The 17324-nt window shown below is 63.1% G+C and carries 21 protein-coding genes and 1 tRNA gene; 12 read left to right on the plus strand and 10 right to left on the minus strand.

Annotated features, from left to right (window positions below; genetic code table 11):
* Positions 1-47: 47 nt before the first annotated feature.
* Positions 48-452, minus strand: a complete 405-nt coding sequence (locus Q0L57_RS10780) for a hypothetical protein (protein ID WP_296742337.1) — start codon at positions 450-452, stop codon at positions 48-50.
* Between the two features lie 97 nt (positions 453-549).
* Between Q0L57_RS10780 and phaC the strand changes: the two genes are divergently transcribed.
* From phaC to Q0L57_RS10795, 3 genes are all read left to right on the plus strand, one after another.
* Positions 550-2385 (plus strand): class I poly(R)-hydroxyalkanoic acid synthase, encoded by a 1836-nt coding sequence (gene phaC, locus Q0L57_RS10785; protein WP_296742340.1) that lies wholly within the window; start codon positions 550-552, stop codon positions 2383-2385.
* A gap of 327 nt (positions 2386-2712) precedes the next feature.
* A complete protein-coding gene (locus Q0L57_RS10790) occupies positions 2713-3891 on the plus strand; it encodes a D-Ala-D-Ala carboxypeptidase family metallohydrolase (protein ID WP_296742343.1) in 1179 nt (392 codons plus the stop codon).
* A gap of 168 nt (positions 3892-4059) precedes the next feature.
* Positions 4060-4134: transfer RNA gene (locus Q0L57_RS10795), tRNA-Glu, on the plus strand.
* A 268-nt stretch (positions 4135-4402) separates the two neighbouring features.
* Here the strand turns inward: Q0L57_RS10795 and Q0L57_RS10800 are convergent.
* From Q0L57_RS10800 to Q0L57_RS10820, 5 genes are all read right to left on the minus strand, one after another.
* Positions 4403-4531: a hypothetical protein gene (locus tag Q0L57_RS10800; RefSeq protein ID WP_296742346.1), complete on the minus strand. Its 129-nt coding sequence runs from the start codon at positions 4529-4531 to the stop codon at positions 4403-4405.
* A gap of 121 nt (positions 4532-4652) precedes the next feature.
* Entirely contained in the window at positions 4653-5252 is a 600-nt protein-coding gene (locus Q0L57_RS10805) for a septation protein IspZ (RefSeq protein WP_296742349.1), read from the minus strand.
* Positions 5253-5535: 283 nt separating this feature from the next.
* The gene (locus tag Q0L57_RS10810; RefSeq protein WP_296742352.1) at positions 5536-5907 is read right to left on the minus strand and encodes a hypothetical protein; all 372 of its coding nucleotides are present in this window, start codon (positions 5905-5907) and stop codon (positions 5536-5538) included.
* A gap of 33 nt (positions 5908-5940) precedes the next feature.
* A complete protein-coding gene (locus tag Q0L57_RS10815) occupies positions 5941-6369 on the minus strand; it encodes a hypothetical protein (RefSeq protein WP_296742355.1) in 429 nt (142 codons plus the stop codon).
* Positions 6370-6500: 131 nt separating this feature from the next.
* Entirely contained in the window at positions 6501-7391 is an 891-nt protein-coding gene (locus Q0L57_RS10820; protein ID WP_296742357.1) for a LysR substrate-binding domain-containing protein, read from the minus strand.
* A gap of 96 nt (positions 7392-7487) precedes the next feature.
* On the opposite strand from Q0L57_RS10820, the gene Q0L57_RS10825 reads away from it, so the two are divergent.
* The 4 genes from Q0L57_RS10825 to Q0L57_RS10840 all read left to right on the plus strand — a co-directional run bounded on the left by Q0L57_RS10825 (position 7488) and on the right by Q0L57_RS10840 (position 10022).
* Complete coding sequence (locus Q0L57_RS10825; protein ID WP_296742359.1) at positions 7488-8513, plus strand: agmatine/peptidylarginine deiminase; 1026 nt, start codon at positions 7488-7490, stop codon at positions 8511-8513.
* 68 nt (positions 8514-8581) lie between these two features.
* Positions 8582-8731: a hypothetical protein gene (locus tag Q0L57_RS10830; RefSeq protein ID WP_296742362.1), complete on the plus strand. Its 150-nt coding sequence runs from the start codon at positions 8582-8584 to the stop codon at positions 8729-8731.
* Between the two features lie 2 nt (positions 8732-8733).
* On the plus strand, positions 8734-8889 hold the full coding sequence (locus tag Q0L57_RS10835) for a hypothetical protein (RefSeq protein WP_296742365.1): 156 nt from the start codon (positions 8734-8736) through the stop codon (positions 8887-8889).
* A gap of 47 nt (positions 8890-8936) precedes the next feature.
* Positions 8937-10022, plus strand: a complete 1086-nt coding sequence (locus Q0L57_RS10840; protein WP_296742367.1) for an extracellular solute-binding protein — start codon at positions 8937-8939, stop codon at positions 10020-10022.
* A 565-nt stretch (positions 10023-10587) separates the two neighbouring features.
* On the opposite strand, the gene Q0L57_RS10845 is transcribed toward Q0L57_RS10840, so the two are convergent.
* On the minus strand, positions 10588-10944 hold the full coding sequence (locus Q0L57_RS10845; protein WP_296742369.1) for a hypothetical protein: 357 nt from the start codon (positions 10942-10944) through the stop codon (positions 10588-10590).
* A 318-nt stretch (positions 10945-11262) separates the two neighbouring features.
* Between Q0L57_RS10845 and Q0L57_RS10850 the strand changes: the two genes are divergently transcribed.
* Complete coding sequence (locus tag Q0L57_RS10850) at positions 11263-11802, plus strand: DUF1003 domain-containing protein (protein WP_296742371.1); 540 nt, start codon at positions 11263-11265, stop codon at positions 11800-11802.
* Between the two features lie 191 nt (positions 11803-11993).
* On the opposite strand, the gene Q0L57_RS10855 is transcribed toward Q0L57_RS10850, so the two are convergent.
* From Q0L57_RS10855 to Q0L57_RS10865, 3 genes are all read right to left on the minus strand, one after another.
* Positions 11994-12287, minus strand: a complete 294-nt coding sequence (locus tag Q0L57_RS10855) for a hypothetical protein (RefSeq protein WP_296742373.1) — start codon at positions 12285-12287, stop codon at positions 11994-11996.
* 167 nt (positions 12288-12454) lie between these two features.
* A complete protein-coding gene (locus tag Q0L57_RS10860) occupies positions 12455-13696 on the minus strand; it encodes an ATP-binding protein (protein WP_296742375.1) in 1242 nt (413 codons plus the stop codon).
* Positions 13693-14418, minus strand: coding sequence for a response regulator (locus Q0L57_RS10865; protein WP_296742376.1), 726 nt, complete (start codon positions 14416-14418; stop codon positions 13693-13695). Before Q0L57_RS10865 ends, Q0L57_RS10860 begins: the two co-directional genes overlap by 4 nt.
* Positions 14419-14631: 213 nt before the next feature.
* Between Q0L57_RS10865 and Q0L57_RS10870 the strand changes: the two genes are divergently transcribed.
* The 4 genes from Q0L57_RS10870 to Q0L57_RS10885 all read left to right on the plus strand — a co-directional run.
* Complete coding sequence (locus Q0L57_RS10870; protein ID WP_296742378.1) at positions 14632-15288, plus strand: hypothetical protein; 657 nt, start codon at positions 14632-14634, stop codon at positions 15286-15288.
* A 106-nt stretch (positions 15289-15394) separates the two neighbouring features.
* Entirely contained in the window at positions 15395-15595 is a 201-nt protein-coding gene (locus Q0L57_RS10875; RefSeq protein ID WP_296742423.1) for a hypothetical protein, read from the plus strand.
* A 260-nt stretch (positions 15596-15855) separates the two neighbouring features.
* Positions 15856-17121, plus strand: coding sequence for an efflux RND transporter periplasmic adaptor subunit (locus Q0L57_RS10880; protein WP_296742426.1), 1266 nt, complete (start codon positions 15856-15858; stop codon positions 17119-17121).
* A 3-nt stretch (positions 17122-17124) separates the two neighbouring features.
* A partial coding sequence (locus Q0L57_RS10885) for an efflux RND transporter permease subunit (RefSeq protein ID WP_296742427.1) occupies positions 17125-17324 on the plus strand: 200 nt, incomplete at its 3' end.

Genomic DNA, 17324 nt, shown 5'->3' on the forward strand with positions numbered 1-17324 from the left:
TCCAGTTCCAGACGATCAGAGAGGCGTTTTCGGCGCGCGATATAGACCTAATTGCAGTTAGGGTCGAGGGCGGGATCGCATTTGGTCTCGATCTGCTTCAGCGTGTCCTGGCCATGCGTCTTGGCGAGCGTACCCAGCCCGGCCTGGTTCGCGGGCTTCGCGCCGCCGCCTTTGGCGAGCTGGGCCTGCTGATCGGCCTTGAGCTGGGCGAGCTTGGCGTCGGTCTCTTCCTTGGTCAGCTGTTTGGCGGCCACCTGAGGCGCAATGTTGAGGTTCGGATAGGAGCCGGTATCTTTCGGCCCGTCAGCCAACGCCGTCGGTCCCGTCCGGCTGGCATTGTCGCTGGTGCAGCCTCCCGCCGGGAGCAACGCGCAAAGCAACCCCGCCGCCAGGGCAATGCGGCAAACAGTACCGGCGCCGAGAAAATGAGTCGCGCCAACATCAATCGTCATATTGTTTTCCTGGCAGCCGGGTTAGAGCGTGTTGGACCCGGTAAGATGTCCCATGGTAATATGTCAAGAAAACGCCTCGGGAGGAACCCCGCGAACCATGTCCAAAGCGCCCGATTCGGACAAAGCGGAAAATGGCGGACCTTCGGCCGTCGAGCAATATCTGGTGAAAGATCCCGAGCGCTTTGCGTTGAACATGGCGCGCATGGTCGAGCAGGCAGGCAAGGCGGCTTCCGCCTGGGCCGAGCCCCGCGAAAAGGGTGAGGTGCGCGACCACGTGGCCGAGCCCGTGGTCGACATGGTCAAGACCTTCTCCAAGCTCTCCGAATACTGGCTGGCCGACCCCCAACGCGCCCTGGAAGCGCAGACACGCCTATTCGCCGGCTACATGACGGTGTGGGCCAATGCCATCCAGAAGGTCAGCCCGAATGCCGAAGCCCCCGAGGACGCGGTCAAGCCCGAGCGCGGCGACAAGCGCTTCCAGGACCCCGAATGGGGTCGCAACGCTTTCTTCGACTTTCTGAAACAGGCCTACCTCGTCACCTCGCGATGGGCATCGGATCTCGTCGAGCACGCCGAGGGGCTGGACGACCACACTCGCCACAAGGCGAGCTTCTACGTCAAGCAGGTGTCCAACGCGATCGCGCCGTCGAACTTCATCCTGACCAATCCGGAGTTGTTCCGCGAAACAGTCGCGTCCAACGGCGAGAACCTGGTGCGCGGCATGAAGATGCTGGCCGAGGACATCGCCGCCGGCAACGGCGACCTCAGGCTGCGTCAGGCGGACTACTCGCCTTTCGAGATCGGCAAGAACCTCGCCACGACGCCCGGCAAGGTCATCGGTCGCAGCGACGTGGCCGAGATCATACAGTACGACCCGGCGACCGAGACGGTGCTGAAACGACCGCTGCTGGTCTGCCCGCCATGGATCAACAAATACTATATCCTCGACCTCAACCCGCAGAAATCCTTCATCCGCTGGGCGATCGAGCAGGGCCACACAGTCTTCGTCATCTCCTGGATCAACCCCGATGAGCGCCACGGCGCCAAGGGCTGGGAAGCCTACATCCGCGAGGGCCTGCAATACGGCCTCGACATGGTCGAGAAGACCACCGGTGAAAAGGGCGTCAACGCCATCGGCTACTGCGTCGGCGGCACGCTGCTGGCTGCGGCGCTCGCTCTCCTTGCGCAGGAAGGCGACGACCGCGTCAAGTCGGCGACCTTCTTCACCACGCAGGTCGACTTCACCCATGCCGGCGACCTGAAAGTCTTCGTCGACGAAGACCAGATCGCCGCGGTCGAGCGCTCGATGAACGAGAAGGGTTATCTCGAAGGCACCAAGATGGCGACCGCCTTCAACATGCTGCGCTCGGGCGACCTGATCTGGCCCTATGTCATCAACAATTACATGCGCGGCAAGGATCCCCTGCCCTTCGACCTGCTTTACTGGAATTCCGATTCGACCCGAATGGCCGCGGCCAACCATTCCTTCTACCTGCGCAACTGCTACCTCGAGAACAATCTCTCGCGCGGCATGATGGAACTCGCGGGCCGCATGGTCTCACTGGGCGACGTCAAGATCCCCGTCTACAACCTCGCCACGAAAGAGGACCACATCGCGCCGGCGCTCTCGGTGTTCCTCGGCTCGCAGTATTTCGGTGGCGACGTCGAGTATGTGGTGGCAGGCTCCGGCCATATCGCCGGCGTCGTCAATCCGCCCGCGGCGAAGAAGTACCAGTACTGGACCGGCGGCAAACCGGCCGGAGACTTCAACGCGTGGTTCGCGGCGGCCGTCGAGCATCCGGGTTCGTGGTGGACGCATTGGCAGCACTGGATCGAAACCCAGGACGACACCCGCGTGCCAGCCCGCAAACCCGGCAAGCATCTGAAAATCCTGGGTGATGCGCCGGGCACCTATGTCAAGGTGCGTGTGTAACGGACTGTAATGTCTGGTGAGTTGACGGGCTGGCAAAACAGGGCGAAATGGTGGCGTCAATCGTTAAGCGGCCTCAAATCGTCTTCGTACGCTAAATAATTCAGAGGCTTGCAGATTCGACACAGGTCCCGTTTCCGGTTGGGAACAGGAGGCTCATCGCGATGCGGCGCCGAGGCGCCAACATCGACGACGAACCGACCGGATACCGAGGGGGAATTTGTTTTGATATCAGCAGGTTGGCGTCTCGCACGAGGGGAAAGTCGCAGCATTGCGGCAGCGCTTTTTTCCGTGCTTCTGGCGTCCTGCACCTCGACTGGCGACCCGACCATGGCGGTCGTCATGCCCGGCTACAACACTACCGCCACCGAGACGAACACATCCACAAGCACGAAGCCCGCAACCTCGACCGATTCGTCGCAGCAGGTAACGGCGGCGTCCGCGCAGGCCCCCTCGACCGTGATGAGCGAGGGTGACACGCCTTTGCCGGATCAGGTGGCTTTTCTCCCCGTCGCGAGGCCGCAGGCCACCTTCCCGATTCCCGTTCCCGCCGGTACAGGAACCGTAGCCGGGAACACACCGCAACCGCCGGCTCAACCCGCGCAGACGCTCGAAGAGACGAAGGCTGTTGCCCAGCAGGTCGCCGCCGGCGATGCGGCGCTCATATCGAAGGCGCAGACGCAGTCGAAAGCGCAGGCTCAGGCAGCGCCGGTCATGAAGAACGATGTCTACGTAACAGCCGGCGAGCCGCAGCAACAACCGATTGCCGCGCCGAAAAAGACCCTCTTCGCCTCGCTGTTCAGCACCACGCCGGCCTCGGCGGCGCCCCCCCTGGTGAACACCCGTTCGAACGATCAGCCCGCGCAGGCCAAGGTCACGCCGCCGGCGGCCAAGCCGATCGTCAACCTCGCATCGGCGACACCTGCGGCCAAGCCGGTGCAATTGGCCTCTCTCGGCGACGAGAGCGGCCACATCACCGGTGCCGATGCCTTGCCGGGCGTTCGCCAGACGGCGCTGTTCGAGATCAAGCGCAAATCCGGCATCGATGACGAGAGCGACGTCGACATCAACGAGGACGAGGGTGGCGGCTCCTACCAGGTGGCGTCCGCCGCCGGCCTGGCCAGACTGGCGCCCAACGGCTTGTTGAGGCAGAACGAAAGCGTCGATGTCGCCTGCCTGAAGCCGTCGCTGGTGCGCGTGCTGAAGACGATCGAGGGCCATTTCGGCCGCAAGATGATCGTGACCTCCGGCTACCGCGATCCCTCGCGCAACCGGCGCGCCAACGGCGCCAGGAATTCGCTGCATATGTACTGCGCCGCTGCTGACATCCAGGTGCCCGGCGTCTCCAAGTGGGAACTGGCGAACTACGTCCGCTCGATGCCCGGCCGCGGCGGCGTCGGCACCTACTGCCACACCGAATCCGTCCATATCGACGTCGGCCCCGAGCGCGACTGGAACTGGCGCTGCCGTCGGCGCGGCGGCGGCGCGAGCGAAGGCGACGACGGCTAGCGCGGGCGTTGGCCGGACACGGTCCAACGCGCACATCCACGTCAATCAAAACCTGCTTCGTGACCGGGCAACCACGGATTTCACAGCGTCGCGAAAAAAGTTGTCGCATGCGGCACCAGATGGGTTGCCGGCTGCGAACAACGCAATTATAAGCCGCTTCGTCTGAGCGCGCCCATCGTCTAGCGGTTAGGACACCGCCCTTTCACGGCGGTAACAGGGGTTCGATTCCCCTTGGGCGTACCAGAATTTTCAATGGCCTAGCGCCAACCTGTCCCAATTCGACCCGTTCCCCAGGATTTGCTGCTGTTTCGATTGCCGAATCGTCGCCGCGCTCACATCGCATGACGTGTCGTACTTGCGCGCTAATCAGGAAAACTCGCCGGGCATGAAACCCCAAGCCCATGACCCGGCGAGATTAATACCTGATCCCCCAGATCAGGGCCGGTGGGAGGACCGGCAATTTCATCGGTGCAAGACTGGTGCCAGAATTTTGGTCCCGAAACAGCACGGCTCAGCCGATGCCTTGGAACTCTTGCGCTTGATCAAGATGCTTCATCAGCGCATTTCCGCCGTCCTTCGTCACGGCGTTCCAGATCAGGAACGTGGCTACAGTGGCGCCGATGATTAGAAACGATCGCATCCAAAAGTCCCCTTCTGCCCGGCCTATTATGCTCCTCGCAACGATGGAGGACAAGAAGGCGTCCGTCTCGGCAAATGTGGATCTCGGACAGCAGCGGGTTGAGGTGTAGCCTGCCGGTCCGTCACTGCCGGCCTGTTGCGGACAGCAGTGCGTCACGTTCCATGGCCGGCATAGCGCGCAGGCGGCGCCGGGCGATAACGCGCAGAGCGGCAAATCCGGCGATGAAGACTACGACTTTGCTGACGACGGCGTAAACCGGCATGACCAGAGCCCATGTCTCGACGCTGGCGGTGAGTGCTACGAACGTATTCACCGCAGCGGAGACAAACATCAGGGCTGACCAGGCGAACCCGACAATCTCGGCGACATCAGGCACGACCGTTCTTGCGATGTCCGGCAGATAGCGATTGAGCCAGCCGCGCTTGAGCATCACGACACCGACCACCGCGTAAATCACGCTTGGTTTGAACAGCACAAAGCGCGGGTCGCTCGTGAGCGACGTCGCTGTCCCTGAAGCGATGACCAAAAAAAGGCTCAGCCACTCCATGGTGTCGATCGGCTTTTTGCGAACGATTTGAATCCCGATCTGCGCAAGGCCCAAAGCTATGCCAAGGCTCACCGCGAGGATCGCGTTATGTGTCAGGAGGTAAGCAACGAGAAAGAAAATGGTCGACGCCAAGTCGAGGACCAGCAGTTTGGCCGCGTTGAGAAAATTTCTCATCGGACCTTGAAACTCCCTTTTCTCAAGGAAGCAGGAGTATAGCCGTTGGCCGATGCCGCCACTACGCCCCACGGGCCGGCGACGGGAACGGCAGTCCGGTTCGTCGGGTGGGCCCTCTCACCAACAAGAAAGCCCCGACAAACACCGGGGCTGGAAAGCGTCGTCCAGAAAGATCAGAACTTGTAGCTCACACCCAGGCGAACAGCCTCTGTGCTCTGCTTTCAGGTGTCGGTCACTGGCCGGCCGAACGCCCCTCCTCAACGCCCAGACCGAGGCGCTGACCTCACATGCCGAGAGTTTGATTCTCTTCCAGATGGAAGAAGGATACCGCGGATGTGGTCGCAGCTCGCTCACCGGCGGCAGTTTGATGAGTTGCCTCAGCAAAGGCGGCAAGCGCTCGCTCGACCTTGTCTGCCGAGACCTCCACGTGATCCATCCGTCGCACGACTCGATCACGAAGTATCGAAAGTCGCGCGGCTCGATGGAGGTCGGCGCGCTCTTCGCCATGCATATCCAGTGGTGCGAACATCAGCATCCGTGCCAACGGCCGTGCCCGGGCATTTGTTCCCAATTTCAGACTGGGAAGCGCCTCGGAGCGACCGGCGACGAAGTCACCGCTCTCCGAAAGCCGCTCCCGGTTTCTAAGAGGAGCCATGGTACTCCTCGACTGTCGGAGAGCGGGCAGCGCTCAGTGGAAGCTGAAAACAGCGGCCAAGGCGATCGCTGCCGCGGTCAGCGTTGTAAGGGGACCTGCCACCTTCATCAACTTGCCGCCACCTTCGTCGCCACGCCTGAGCCGCGCCATGCCCGACATGCTCAGGCCGATCGTCAGCACTATGACGGCGACGAGCGCCATCTTGATCTTGAACCAGCCATTCAGCCCCTCAATGCCGCCGTACCTCAGCCACAACAGGAGCGGCCCGGTGATCAGGAGAAGGATGAGGCCCGTGCCGGCGATGCGACTGTAGACCGTGGCCAGCGACCACCAAGGTGTACGCTGATCCGGCGTCGCCGCTATCAGGCGCGGTCCGACCTGCGACATGGCTATACCGCCGCCAATTCCCATCGCCAAAGCCATGAGGTGCAGCCAAAACAAGAGATCGATAATGACAGACATGGGTTGTTCACCCCCAATTGACCCAAGCTTTTTTGGGTTCAGTAGAATTCAGAAACCGGTCAAAGACAAGTTCCAGAGTCCGGGGTCTGCAAGACTGTCGCAACCAGCCGGTGGCAGCGGGGTTGGCACAATCAGCCACCGCAATCCGACGCCTGCTCGCGCAGCCATTGCCATGTCCCCAGCACGTCGACATCGCGAAGTCGATCCTGGGTGGAAAGCGCGTACCATCCGCGACCGGCGTCGAGGACGTGCTCGTATGGCTGCACCAGCGTTCCCGAAGCGATCGCCGTTGCCGCCAGCGTCAGGCTCCCCAGCGCCACGCCCTGCCCGAGCTCGGCGGCTGCCAGCGCCAGGTCGCTGTCACTGAAGTTGCTTCCGTGCCAGGTGCCGTTCTGCTCGACACCCAGGCTCCGCAGCCAGTCGGCCCAGCCGACCGGACGCTCATCATGGATGAGCGAAGCGCCAAGCAGGTCGGCGGGGTTGCGCAGCATGCCGGCCAGATCTCGCGCCGCGACCGGCGATAGGTGGTCTCTCGCAATCAGCAGGCTCTCGCAGCCTTCGGGCGGCGCATCCGCGTAGACGATCGCCAAATCGAGCTCCATGGTCTGGAAATCGACGGACGCCCCGCTGGTGTCGAGCCACGGCTCGCAGGCAGGCACGGCCGCCAGAAGCGCCGGCAGACGAGGCAGCAGCCAGCGCCGGCTGAAATCGCGTGGGCCGTAGATCACCACGCTGCCGGGCTTTCGGTAAGGCTCCAGGCGCCGGTACCCTTCCTCCATCATTTCAAGGCAGCGGCGCACGGTGCGCTGATAGTCGCGTCCGGCATCGGTCAGCCTTACCTCGCGCCCGAAGCGCATGAACAGCGGCTGGCCGATATGGCCCTCGAGCAGGCGCATCTGGTGGCTGATCGCCGACTGCGTAAGGCCGAGCTCCTCAGCGGCGCGGCTGAAGCTTTCCAGGCGTGAAGCTGCCTCGAAACCCTTCAGGAACTGCGTCGGCGGAATATGGCGAAACTTCACCATTCATGAATTCCATTCATTAAGACCAGGAATGCTTCTCAGTTGTACGGGCAGTCGGGCTGGTTAACAATGAGATCGGTACATGAATGGAGAATTTCGATGAATGCCATCGAGTGGCCGGCGCAACAGTTGAAGATCCGCCGGCCTGCGGAATTCGAGCCACATGCAAGGACGTGGATGGCCTGGCCGCACCGGTCGGACATGTATGGCGCCGACGCCCTCGTCGCGATGCAGCGCGCCTACGCCGACGTCGCCCATGCCATTGCAGGGTTCGAGCCGGTCGTCATGGTTGTTCATCCCGAGCATGCCGCCAGCGCCCGGGCCCGGCTTGGCAGCCAGATCGGGCTGGTCGAAATACCGATCGACGATTGCTGGATCCGCGATTCCGGCCCGACTTTCCTGAAATTGGCGGACGGCGGCCTTGCCGGCGTGTCCTGGCGGTTCAACGCCTGGGGCCGCAAGCACGAACCTTACGACCAGGACAACGCCCTTGCCGAGCGGCTGCTGGCTCGCGAGGACGCCCTTATCCTGCGCTCTTTCCTGCATTGCGAAGGCGGCTCGCTGACCACCGACGGCGAAGGCACGCTGATCGCGACCGAAACCAGCCTGCTCCATTCCAACCGCAATCCAGGCATCTCGAAGGCATGGGTGGAAAAGGAACTCACGCGCATGCTCGGCCTGGAAAAGGTCGTATGGCTTCCAGGCGACCCGCTGGACCTGGAGACCGATGGCCATGTCGACGGGATGTGCTGTTTCGTGCGTCCGGGCGTGGTGATGTTCGAATTCAACCCGGATCCGTGCGACCTGCACGGCCGCATCCTTGCCGACAACCTTGCCGCCCTGGCCAGCCAGACCGACGCGCGCGGCCGCAGTTTCGAGGTCATTCCCATCCCCGAAGCCTATGACGTCGAGGCGACCAGCGCGGTGTTTGCCCGCTCCTACATCAATTTCGCTTTGGCCAATGGCGGCGTCGTGATGCCGACTTTCGGGCGTGCCTCCGGCGACGAAGCCAGGGCGGCGGTCGCAAGGGCCTTTCCCGATCGCCGCATCGTTACCGTCGATGTCGGCGCCGTCGTGCCGGCGGGCGGCGCCATCCATTGCATCACCCAGGAGCAGCCACTGTAGCGAGGCCGGCGATGAGCACGGCATGGACAAGGCGGCAGGTCATCGTGGCAGCAACAGGTTGGGCACTCATGCCTGAGATCACGATCGACACAGCCCGGGCGGATAGCTGGAAGGTCAGCGCGCCGTCCGAGGCGGAGCCGCATGCCGGGACCTGGATGGTCTGGCCGAGCACGTCGGCGGTCTATGGCGGACCGGGCGCCTACTACGAGAGCGTGTGACGATGGCTGCTGCGGCCGCCGAACATGAACTGGCGGCGCGGTTGCGCATCGCCGCCGCGAGGCGCGGCTGGGGCGTGTTCCGCGACCGGCGCCCCGATCTTTACGGCGTGCTGCTGGAGCCGACGCCGGATCGACTGCTCGCCAGGCAAGCAGCCTGATTGAGAACGGCCCCGGCAACCGCCGGGGTTCACCAAGGGAGGAAATGATGAGAACCTGGCTCGCGCTTGCCGCGGCATGCCTTTTTGCGACCTCTGCCCTGGCCGAGGAGAAAGTCCTGCACCTCTATTCCTGGGAGTCCTATTTCGGGCCTGGCACGATCGAGAAATTCGAGGCCGAAACCGGCATCAAGGTCACCTACGACATGTTCGATTCCAACGACATCGTCGAAACCAAGATACTGACCGGCGGGTCGGGCTACGATCTCGTCACCATCAACCTGTCGCCTCACCTGCGTCGCGAACTGCCGGCCCGCGCCTGGGCCAAGCTGGACAAAACCCGCCTCTCCAACCTGAACAATCTCGATCCGGCGGTCGTCGCCCGCGCCGATGAGGTCGACAAGGACGGCGCGCATGGCGTGCCGTGGATGTGGGGAACGACCGGCGTCGGCTATAATGTCGACAAGGTCCGCGAAATCATGCCCGATGCCCCGGTCGACTCGCTGCGCATGCTTTTCGATCCCGAGATCGTCTCCAAATTCGCGCCCTGCGGCGTCACCATGCTCGACGATGCCGAGCAGGTGCTGGGGCTGGCGTTGATCTACCTCGGGCTGGACCCCGACACCACCGATCCCGACGTTCTGCAGAAGGCGGTGGACGTGGTCACCAAGATTCGGCCCTACGTGCGCAAATTCCACAGTTCCAGCTACATCAACGATCTCGCCGAGGGCGATGCCTGTCTGTCGCTTGGCTTTTCGGGCGACATGCACATAGCTGACACCCGGGCCAAGGAAGCGAAGCGGTCGTTTTCCATCGCTTATCGCCTGTCGAGGGAAGGCAATTTGGTGTGGGCCGACATTTTAGCGATACCGGCCGACGCTCCGCATCCGCAGGCCGCGCACGCCTTCATCGACTTTGTGCTGCGTCCGGAGATCGCGGCTTCCGCGGCGACGGATACTGGCTTTTCGACCGCGAACAAGGCAGCGCTTCCGCTACTCGATGATGGATTGCGCTCGGATCCCAATCTCTACCCTTCGCAAGAGGCTCAGAAACGCTTCCATCTTCCGAAAGCGCTCGACCAGAAAGCATTGAAGATTTGGTCAAAGGCCTGGGACCGCGCCAAGGGACTGGAATAGGCAATTAAGACACAGGTCCGGTGTGAGCCCCAGCCTTGGCAAAAATCGCCTCTGCGGCAGCTCCCGGCCTGATTTCCAGAGCGACCCACCGCGACCCTTGAGCGGGCCATCATTCCCTGGAAATGGTGGGCCGCTCCCCCCTTTGTTTTTCGTGCAGTCTGGCCAGAAAACCGTTCATACTTTTCCTGGAACTGCTCCGTGAAAGCGGTGTCCCACTGTGAGACCCACGTCACAGACGCTGCATTAGCAAATGTAAATGCTCGAGCGGTGACGTTTCGCTAGCCTTTCACGAAGTCCAAGGTACGGGAGAAGGTCATGCCCTTATCTATGCGCTTGCGCGATGTGCCCCTGACGTTTCCCTGTCCGCATTGCAAACATGCGACCGTCAGGAACGGCTCCTGGTTCACCACGGCCGGCCATTTCAACTGTGATGGCTGCAATACCAGGTTGAGGATCACCTATCCCCAGAAGCTCGAGCTCTTTGACAAGCACTTGGCCGATCTTCAACGGAGAGGCGACTAGCTCCAGGGCACCCTCAGCGCTTCGTCGGCACGGTCTGCCGCGACTAGACCCCGCTGTCATGCCCCGTCGCAAGATCGTGTCCGCCAACGACGCCGGTCGACACCAGGGTCTCGAAGAACTCGACCTTGAGATCGAAGGATTTGAGCAGCTTCTGCGTGCTCGGCTTGACGACGGCGTCGTCGAAATCGCCTTTGATGAAGTGCCCCGCCGAATCCATGTCTTCCCAGAAGCTCATCACGACAAGCTCGTTCTCGGTTCCCCTCACCTTGCGCGCGAGCGTCGCGCCGAGATGTCCGGGAAGTTCGGCCATCTCCACGAAAGTCGTTCGCCTCAAATGGTCCGCATAGGCGTCCAGGACTTCGTCGGAGCCCGCGACGGCCCGCCAGAAACGAATGATCAAGCTGCTTTCCTCCCTTTTCGAGCCAGCGTCGTTCTGGCCTGCCGGAGGATAGACCGGAGAGCCGTCATCCTTCGAGGGTTCTTTTCGACAATATGGGTTTCTCAATCCGGCCACCCCCGGGGACTACCGCGCATGCTGTCCAAAGGATGCGCCCCGCCTTCAAACCACGGCGAGAACAGCGTCCTCCGTTTCTGCCGCAACTCGCGGAGATATGAACACGAGCCGGTTCCAAGGCGGCTATAAGCGGCTGGACAGACTACCGCCCCAGTTCACTCCACATCAGCCAAGCGCCTCCGGCGAACAAGAGGATCACCTGCAATGACCGCGGATTCCAATCAGACGACGCATGGCAGCAAGCGGGGAAACGGACACTTCTTCCGCTTTCATCATCCACACGTGCACCTCCACTCGCTGTTCGGCGATGACTGGTTCGCATTGAAAGCCGAGAAGTTCGCGCGCTTTTTCGGCACGCCTGTCTTCCTGATCATTCAGACCGTGATCGTCGGCGTTTGGATGATCGTCAACCTGATAGGCTGGACTCAGTTCGATGTTTATCCGTTCATCCTGCTGAACCTGGCGTTCAGCCTCCAGGCGGCATACGCCGCGCCGCTCATCCTTCTCGCGCAGACCCGCCAGGCTGACCGTGACAAGGCGCACGCCGAAGCCGATGCGCTGCACCGCGAGGACATCGCCCACGCCAGCGAGGAGCGTCAGGCGCTCATGGCCAAACAAACGGCGATGCTGGTCGATCTGGTGAACCAGAACACGCAATTGACCGAAACCATCAAGGGCCTCACGGAACGCGTCGAGGCTTTGACCACCGAGGTTCACAGGCGCTTGGTCGAGTCCGCCACCTAAAGCAATTCCAGGAAAAGTGTGTAACGGTTTTCCGTCCGGAATTGCGTAAAAACAAAGAGTTAGAGCGGTTCGGCGATTCTACGAAACGCTGAACCACTCTAGAACCTCGGCAGACTTCTGTCGCAATCGAAATCAGCCGCCGGCGCGGCGGCTCTCATTCACCGGCAAACAGGCTCGCAGTCGGCAGCCGATCAATCCGGAACCATCGGCGACGGCTCTTCGCACCGATACACCAGGCACTGCCCGTCACGGGTCGGGACGTAGTCGACCATCGGCACGTAAGGAGCGTCGCACTCATTGCCGAATTGGCGGACATAGCGATCATAAGTGTTGGCTCCGGTGGTCAGCACCACCGCACGCCGGTTGTCGATCAGCGCCTGGGTCTGTGCGCAGGTCATCTGGCGCGTGTCGGGTCGGGCATTGGCGAAATTCGTGGCGGCAACGATGGCGGCTGCCGCGCAAAACACAATCTTGCGTACGGGCATGGTGGCATTCCTCATAAGCATCGTATTGCCAAGTTCGCACCTTGCGACGCCGCTCCGCAACGGCCGCGCTGTCACGATGCAGCGAGCAAGGCATTGAAAATGTTCGAAAGCCCGTGACCGGGCCAACAGCTTGAAATAGACACAAGGCCGAATGGATTGGGTCGACACTAGGCTGTTGCAAACACCAGCGTCTGCTGCAACCCACCCCCCGGCCTGTTCTCCAGCGCGATCGTTCCGCCGTAGCGCTCGATGATCTCCTTGGCGATGGCCAGCCCCAGGCCTGCCCCTGGAATCGATTGCAGGCGGCCCGGATTGACCCGGAAGAATGGCTCGAACGCCTTGTTCAACAGGTCGGGCGGGATGCCTGGTCCGCGATCGGCGATGGCGAGCACGGCCTGGTCGCCCTGCGCGGTCAGCGAAATCGTGCCGCCCTTGCCATGCGTGGCGGCGTTGACGATCAGATTGCGCAAGGCGCGGCGAAGGCCGAGAGCGCCGGCCCTGACCGAAACCTTGTCCAGATGATCGATCGAAACGGCATGGCCGAGCGAGATCATCTCGGCTTCGATGTCGAGGAGCAGCCTGTCGAGTTCCACGGGCTCGACCTCGTCCTGGTTGACTTCCTCGCGCACCAGCCTGATGGCACTGTCGGCGATGCGGTCGAGCTCGTCGAGATCATGCAGCCATTTCTCGCGCTCATCCTCGAGGAACTCGGCCCTGAGCCGCATCCTGGTCATCGGCGTCCTCAGATCGTGGCCTGCGGCGGCGACCAAGCGCATGCGGCTTTCCATTGCGGCCTTCAGCCGCGACGAGAGCTGGTTCAGCGCATGCGCCGTCGCCTTGACCTCGGCAGATCCGACCTCCGGCACCGCCGCCAGCATGCCATCCGATCCGATCTTGGAGACCGCCGCCTCCAGCATTTCGAGCGGCCGGATGAGTACCGCTGTGAAGTAGACCGAGACCGCCGTAGCGCCGGCCACGATCAGCGATATCCAGCCGGCGAGCACCAGCCATTCGCGTCTTGGCGGCTTGACGTGGGGGACCTCCACGATGGCCCAGCGGCTGTCAGGCAGGCGCACCGATGCCACCTGGCCGGGCTCACCGACCTTCTCGTTGACGACCGCCGGGGCGTCGAGCCCTCTGCGGCGCAGTATGTCGTTGAGCATTGCCGTTTCCGGGCGGTCGACCGGGCCGCCGACCGGCTTGTCGCTGAATTCGACCGGCAGAACGTCTGGAATCTCGCCGAGCGGAAGCCGCAGCACGAGTTCCATTTGCTGGGCCACCCAGGGCACGGTCAGCTCCGGTGGCGGCCCCCCACCCCGGACGCTGAGCACGGCCGCAGTCGCCAGGCCGACGACGCCGACAATCGAAGCCACCAGCAGGACGATCAGGCGCCGGCGCAGCGAGTTCACGCCTCGGCCTCCGCCGTCTCGACGCGCGCGGTAAGCTGGTAGCCGCCGTTGCGCACGGTCTTGAACAATGCGTCCTCGCCCGCTTCCGCGAATTTGCGGCGCAGCCGGCTCATCAAGACGTCTACCGAACGATCGAGCGGGTCGCGCTCGCGGCCCTGAGTCAGATCGAGCAGTTGATCGCGCGACAAAAGCCGCCCGGGACGGTCGAGGAAAACCTGCAGCAGATCGAACTCGGCGCCGGTGAGATCGACCAGCCCGCCCCCGGTATCCGTCACCTTGCGGGTATCGGGTTCCAGCCTGTAGCCAGCGAAATGATAGACGCGAACCTTTGCCGGTGCCGCTTCCTCTGGCGCCGAGCGCCTGAGCACGGCGCGGATCCGGGCCGAAAGCTCGCGCGGGTTGAACGGCTTGCCGAGATAGTCGTCGGCGCCGAGCTCCAGGCCGATGATGCGGTCCACATCCTCCTTCAGCGCGGTCAGCAATATCACCGGGATGTGCGGCCTGCGGTCACGCAGGGCGCGGCAGATATCCAGTCCGGAGCCGTCGGGCAGCATGACGTCGAGCACGATCAGGTCGAACTGGCCCGCGCCGAGCTTCTGCTCGCACTCGCGGCGGTCGGCAGCCACGGACACGCGAAAGCCCTGTCCGTCGAGATAGCGTCCGAGCAGCGTCCTGATCTCACGATCGTCGTCGACCACAAGGATATGGGATTGTGCCTGCATTCTTCGCTCGATTGCCTTTCCACCGCCGATTATAGGCAGTGCCACGGACAAGCGGCATGGAAAATTGCAACCCAACGTTTCCGACCGGCTCCTGGAAACGTTCGGAAACAAATCTCCTTTTTCTGGCAAACTTCGGCAACGCGCCGAAGCAAAGCGGCAAAGGACGCTTCCTATACCTCCTGCCATCCGAAGCATGCAGGAAAGGATCACGTCATGCGAAGCAGACTTTTGGCTCTCGGCCTGTTTTCGGTCGCGGCCATTCATCCCGTACTGGCCGCGCAGCCCGGCCCTGACGCCGCGCCCGGCGACACGCCACCGGCGCTGACCCGTCAGGACGACGCGCACCCGGGTCCGATGCCCTGGCCCGGCCCGCGCGGACCGATGCGGCATGGACCCGAAGCCTTCGGTCCGCGCCGCCTGGGACCGCCGCCGGAAATGCTCGCGGCGCGGCTTTCGATCCTCGAGACCCGGATCGGCATCCGCTCAGAGCAACTGGACGCCTGGCGCGACTATACCAGCGCTCTGCAAGCCGTGCTGGCTCCGCCGCGGTTCGATCACGGTCCCGGCGCTCCTGCCGATCCGGAGGCCGGAGGCGCTCCAGACCAGGCAAAGCGGGATCCTTTCGCTTTCCCGGAAAGGCTGGCCGATGAAGTCACAAAGCGCGCCGCCGCGGCCGCCAAGCTGAAGGACGCCATCGCCGTCCTGCGCACCAAGCTGACGCCGGAGCAGCTCGAACTCCTCGCTTCGGCGGATCGGCCGCACGGCCCTCCCCCCGGTCCCTGGGGCAATCCGCCGGATGACGCAGCCGGCCCCGGAGGTCCGCACGGACAGCTCCCGCCACCCCTACCCCGGGATGGCGAGCAACTCTGACCGGCTGCGCCGGCCGGCCCGCTGACCCACCCGTTCACGGGCCGGCCGGTTCTTGTCGAAATGACGGCGCGTCTCGCCGCTCAGAATCTTGGAATGGAACCGAGACATGTGGGAAGCCATGATGATGCTGCGGCTGATCGGATCGTTCGGCCCGTCGCTAGGCCATACCAGGCGCACTGAAACGCCGACACTGACGGCCGGCTCGCGGAACGCCGCCATCCGCTTGAGTTTTGCCGCCTGGCGCCTGTCGCTCCCGCTTTCGCAGCAACCCAACAGCCACGAAAATCATGGCCGCAGGATCGCCTAGCACTTATCCCGTCTGCCGCCTTGCCAATCTCTTGCACCCCGCCACCGAGGCGCTTGGCATCTCGACGGCGATAGGCATACTGGTGCTGATGGGCATCGCGGCCGGGAACACGCCCCGGTCGCGCAAAAGGAGCATGGCATGAGCCGCTTCGACGCATTTGCTCGATGCCGCCGGCGGGCGGGCGCGGCCTGTTGTCATGACATCGATCGCCGAGACCGGCGCCTCCTTGACCGCAACTCCAGCGAAAGATGATCCAGTCCATGCTTAAACAGTCGCGCCAGTTTTCCCAGCCGGCCTCGCGCCTCTTGCCCTGGGCCGGAATGGTCTGCGCCGCCGTACTTCTGACCGCGTGCTCGCAGGAGCAGAGCAAGGTCCCGGCTGGCATGGGCAGCGCCGGCCGGCCCCAGGTCGGCGTTGTGACGCTGCATCCGCAATCGGTTGCCATCACCGCCGAATTGCCCGGCCGCACGGCCGCCTCCCTCATCGCCGAAGTGCGCCCGCAAGTCGACGGCATCATCCAGCAGCGCCTGTTCCAGGAAGGCGCCGAGGTCGTGGCGGGACAACCGCTCTACCTGATCGATCCGGCGAGCTACCAGGCCGCCTATGACAGCGCCGTCGCGACACAGCAGAAAGCAGAAGCCGCCGTGCCTACCGCGCAGGCAAAGTTCGACCGCTATTCCGGATTGCTGAAGCAAAACGTCGTCTCAAAGCAGGATTATGACGATGCGGCCGCGACGCTGGCGCAGGCCCAAGCCGACGTCGCGTCGGCCAAGGCCAGTGTCGAGACCGCGAAGATCAGCCTCGACCGCACCTCGATCACGGCGCCGATCGCCGGCCGCATCGATAAATCGACGCTGACGCCTGGAGCGTTGGTCACCGCCAACCAGTCGACGGTCCTCACCACCATTCGTGAGCTCGACCCGATCAACGTCGACGTCACGCAGTCCAGCACCAATCTGCTCAACCTCCGCCAGGCCGTAAATGAAGGCCGTCTGAAGTTCAGCGGGCCGAATGTCAGCGTGAAGCTGAAGCTCGACAACGGCACCATCTATACGCAGACCGGCAAGATGGAATTCGCCGGCGCCAATGTCGACCAGACCACCGGCACCTTCGCCTTGAGAGCCCAATTCCCCAATCCGGACCGCCTCCTGCTGCCGGGCATGTATGTGCGCGCCATCATCGAGGAAGGCGTCGCCCAGAACAGCTTCCTGGTGCCTCAGCGTGGCGTGACCCGCAACCCTAAGGGCGAGGCGACGGCCATGGTGGTCAACGCCCAGGGCAAGGTCGAATCCCGTGTGCTGGCCGTCCGCAACAGCGTCGGCAACAACTGGCTGGTGGATTCTGGCGTCGGCGACGGTGACCGCGTCATCGTCGAAGGCCTGCAACTGGTGCGCGCCGGCGGCGACGCGACACCGGTCGAGGTGACGATTGACGAAGCGACCGGCGAGATCAAGGACCGGGCGCAGACGTCGGCGGTCCCTGCTCCAGACAAGATGGCCAGCAACGGCCAGTCGAGCGGGAACTGAGCGATGTCGACATTCTTCATCAACCGGCCGATCTTCGCCTGGGTGATCGCCATCGTGATCATGCTGGGCGGCCTGCTGGCGCTCCAGTCGCTGCCGATCTCGCAATACCCGCAGATTGCGCCCACCACGGTGAACATCAGCGCGACCTATCCCGGCGCCGATGCCCAGACGGTGGAGAATTCGGTGACCAAGGTCATCGAGCA

The sequence above is a fragment of the Mesorhizobium sp. genome (assembly GCF_024509055.1).
In the GTDB taxonomy this organism is placed as follows: Bacteria; Pseudomonadota; Alphaproteobacteria; order Rhizobiales; family Rhizobiaceae; genus Mesorhizobium.

What these genes read in the sequence shown, in the direction of transcription:
- Q0L57_RS10780 (WP_296742337.1), bottom strand. Translation starts at nt 452, where the DNA reads ATGACGATTGATGTTGGCGCGACTCATTTTCTCGGCGCCGGTACTGTT.
- phaC (WP_296742340.1), top strand. Translation starts at nt 550, where the DNA reads ATGTCCAAAGCGCCCGATTCGGACAAAGCGGAAAATGGCGGACCTTCG.
- Q0L57_RS10790 (WP_296742343.1), top strand. Translation starts at nt 2,713, where the DNA reads ATGGCGGTCGTCATGCCCGGCTACAACACTACCGCCACCGAGACGAAC.
- Q0L57_RS10800 (WP_296742346.1), bottom strand. Translation starts at nt 4,531, where the DNA reads ATGCGATCGTTTCTAATCATCGGCGCCACTGTAGCCACGTTCCTGATC.
- Q0L57_RS10805 (WP_296742349.1), bottom strand. Translation starts at nt 5,252, where the DNA reads ATGAGAAATTTTCTCAACGCGGCCAAACTGCTGGTCCTCGACTTGGCG.
- Q0L57_RS10810 (WP_296742352.1), bottom strand. Translation starts at nt 5,907, where the DNA reads ATGGCTCCTCTTAGAAACCGGGAGCGGCTTTCGGAGAGCGGTGACTTC.
- Q0L57_RS10815 (WP_296742355.1), bottom strand. Translation starts at nt 6,369, where the DNA reads ATGTCTGTCATTATCGATCTCTTGTTTTGGCTGCACCTCATGGCTTTG.
- Q0L57_RS10820 (WP_296742357.1), bottom strand. Translation starts at nt 7,391, where the DNA reads ATGGTGAAGTTTCGCCATATTCCGCCGACGCAGTTCCTGAAGGGTTTC.
- Q0L57_RS10825 (WP_296742359.1), top strand. Translation starts at nt 7,488, where the DNA reads ATGAATGCCATCGAGTGGCCGGCGCAACAGTTGAAGATCCGCCGGCCT.
- Q0L57_RS10830 (WP_296742362.1), top strand. Translation starts at nt 8,582, where the DNA reads ATGCCTGAGATCACGATCGACACAGCCCGGGCGGATAGCTGGAAGGTC.
- Q0L57_RS10835 (WP_296742365.1), top strand. Translation starts at nt 8,734, where the DNA reads ATGGCTGCTGCGGCCGCCGAACATGAACTGGCGGCGCGGTTGCGCATC.
- Q0L57_RS10840 (WP_296742367.1), top strand. Translation starts at nt 8,937, where the DNA reads ATGAGAACCTGGCTCGCGCTTGCCGCGGCATGCCTTTTTGCGACCTCT.
- Q0L57_RS10850 (WP_296742371.1), top strand. Translation starts at nt 11,263, where the DNA reads ATGACCGCGGATTCCAATCAGACGACGCATGGCAGCAAGCGGGGAAAC.
- Q0L57_RS10855 (WP_296742373.1), bottom strand. Translation starts at nt 12,287, where the DNA reads ATGCCCGTACGCAAGATTGTGTTTTGCGCGGCAGCCGCCATCGTTGCC.
- Q0L57_RS10865 (WP_296742376.1), bottom strand. Translation starts at nt 14,418, where the DNA reads ATGCAGGCACAATCCCATATCCTTGTGGTCGACGACGATCGTGAGATC.
- Q0L57_RS10870 (WP_296742378.1), top strand. Translation starts at nt 14,632, where the DNA reads ATGCGAAGCAGACTTTTGGCTCTCGGCCTGTTTTCGGTCGCGGCCATT.
- Q0L57_RS10875 (WP_296742423.1), top strand. Translation starts at nt 15,395, where the DNA reads ATGTGGGAAGCCATGATGATGCTGCGGCTGATCGGATCGTTCGGCCCG.
- Q0L57_RS10880 (WP_296742426.1), top strand. Translation starts at nt 15,856, where the DNA reads ATGCTTAAACAGTCGCGCCAGTTTTCCCAGCCGGCCTCGCGCCTCTTG.